The following is a 2,544-nucleotide window of genomic DNA, read 5'->3' on the forward strand; positions in this document are numbered from 1 at the left end:
TTGCCAGCCTGGTGGTTGGCAGCATCCTGGGAATGAGCCGTTTTATTTTGGTACAGGGCATGCTGCGCATGTTTGTACCTCTTGTTGTGGGTACGTTGGCAGCAGTAATCAGTGGACTGCTTGTAGGAAAATTGTTTGGTTACAGCTTCTACCACACGTTTTTCTTCATCATTGTGCCAATTATTGGCGGTGGCATTGGAGAGGGCATTTTGCCGTTGTCACTTGCGTACTCCGCGATTCTCGGTGGGACGCCAGATGTCTATGTGGCGCAATTGGTGCCAGCGGCAGTAGTGGGCAACATCGTCGCAATCATTTGCTCCGGTTGTCTGGCACGTTTTGCGCTTAAGCGGCCGGCGATAAATGGCGAAGGCGCATTGATCCGTGAGAAGGAGCAAAACGACTTGTTTCGGGTTAAGGGAGACGGTGACTCGCCGATCGATTTGCCGCTGATGGGTGCCGGAGTGTTGATGATCTGTACATTCTTTGTGTTGGGCGGCTTGATGGAGAAGGTCGTAGGAATTCCTGGCCCGGTATTGATGATTCTGACCGCAGTGGCCTTCAAATACCTGCGCGTACTCCCCGAACGTTTAGAGAAGGGCTGCTATTCATTCTACAAGTTAGTGTCAACTGCTTTCATCTGGCCGGTGATGATTGGCCTGGGCATGCTGTATGTGCCACTAGACAGCGTGGTAAAGGTCTTTTCGATGGGATACTTGGTAGTTTGCGTATCGGTTGTGATTTCCATGGCGCTAGCGGGATTTTTTATCGGAAATCTCATGAAAATGTTCCCCATTGAATCGGCAATTGTTACCTGCTGCCATAGTGGTCTGGGTGGGGCTGGTGATGTGGCGATTCTGTCTGCGGCGAACCGAATGCAGTTGATGCCGTTCGCACAAATCTCGACGCGTATAGGCGGCGCTGCTACGGTGATCGGGGCTACGATTTTGTTGGGGATTATTGGTTGAGGGTAGAGGTAAATGCTATTCCCGTCGCGGTACCGCACTAGGTAGAAGGTTCTGCGCCATAGAATTTCAGTTTAGGGAGCGGAAAAACGAAACCCGGCGTTAGCCGGGTTTCGTTCATTCATCAACAGGTTAGTGTAGGGAAGTGCAGAACGCCCGGATGGCCTCGCAAGCCTGACGCAATGAAGTGTCATCCAAGGCATAGGCAATGCGAAAGTAGGGGCCGAGGCCGAAGGCGCTGCCATGCACCACGGCCACATTCACTTCGTCGAGCAACGCGTGAGCGACATCTTCGTCAGTGTGCAGCATTCGACCGCCCGCCGACGTACGACCGATCAGCGCCGCACAGGAGGCAAACGCGTAGAACGCCCCCGCTGGACTGATGCATTCAAGGCCCGGCGTGTCGTTCAATAGTGCCACCATCAAATCGCGACGCTTCTGGAACACAGCACGGCTTTCTTGGATGAAATCCTTGGGGCCCTCCAACGCGGCGAGTGCGGCCTGTTGCGAGACCGAGCTGGCGCCAGAGGTTTGCTGGCCTTGCAGTTTTTCCATCGCCTCCAACAGCCAGCGCGGCCCTGTGGCAAATCCGATGCGCCAGCCGGTCATGGCATACGCCTTGGAAACACCGTTCATGGTCAGAGTTCGCGGTGCCAGTCGTGGTTCGACTTGAGCCAGGGTTAGGAACACTTGATCGTCGAAGATCAGGTGTTCGTAGATGTCATCAGCCAGAATCAGCACGTGGGGATGTGCCAACAAGATATCGGCCAGGGCTTGCAACTCATCCCGGCTGTACACCGCGCCTGTCGGGTTAGACGGCGAATTGAGGATCAGCCATCGAGTCTGCGGGTTGATCGCCTCGGCCAGTGCTGCGGGTGTCAATTTAAAGCCGGTGTCGGCATCGCACGTCACGATCCGCGCTTCACCGCCGCACAGTTGAACCATTTCCGGGTAGCTGACCCAGTACGGTGCCGGCACGATGACCTGGTCACCTTCGTTGAGGGTCGCGGCCAAGGCGTTATAGATCACCTGCTTTCCACCGTTACAGACGAGGGTGTCTTGCCAAGTGACGTCCAGGCCGTTCTCGCGACGGAATTTAGCGGCTACCGCTTCTCGCAGTGAACGCGCGCCGGCGACTTGAGTGTAGCGAGTATGGCCGTTTTCAATAGCTTGAATCGCCGCTTCACGCACATGTTTAGGTGTATCAAAGTCAGGCTCGCCGGCGCAGAGTGAAATGATTTTTGCACCTTGCGCCCGGCGCTCAGCCACCCGATCGATGATTCGGTATGTTGCGGAAGGTTGTGCATCCGCCAGTCGCTGATTGAGCCGCTGGATATCGGCGGTCATGCGCGGTTTCTCCACTCAGTCAGGTTCATCAGTTCAAGAGTCGATCGGCCTTCGGTCAATGCCTGCATCATCTCAGCTTCCTTGCTAGCTCGGGCTTCCCCTTCAGTAAAGGTACGGGGCGCATCCGCAATGGGAATGATGATGACGCCATCATCGTCAGCTACCACCAGATCGCCCGGAGCCACCATGGCTCCGGCGAAATTGAAAGCTTGTCCGACAGATGGAGCGCTCGCCT

General features: G+C 55.5%; 2 protein-coding genes and 1 pseudogene. 1 reads left to right on the forward strand and 2 read right to left on the reverse strand.

What is annotated here, in order from left to right:
* Window positions 1-965, forward strand: a 965-nt coding sequence (locus AC1DSG_RS30105; RefSeq protein WP_477794128.1) for a 2-hydroxycarboxylate transporter family protein, incomplete at its 5' end; no start/stop codon positions are given.
* Between the two features lie 129 nt (window positions 966-1,094).
* Here AC1DSG_RS30105 and AC1DSG_RS30110 read toward each other — a convergent pair.
* A complete protein-coding gene (locus AC1DSG_RS30110) occupies window positions 1,095-2,309 on the reverse strand; it encodes a pyridoxal phosphate-dependent aminotransferase (RefSeq protein ID WP_477794129.1) in 1,215 nt (404 codons plus the stop codon).
* Window positions 2,306-2,544, reverse strand: a pseudogene (locus tag AC1DSG_RS30115) (dimethylmenaquinone methyltransferase); the annotation flags it as partial. The gene AC1DSG_RS30110 and the pseudogene AC1DSG_RS30115, both read right to left, overlap by 4 nt.

This window comes from Pseudomonas sp. P5_A12 (assembly GCF_056400685.1).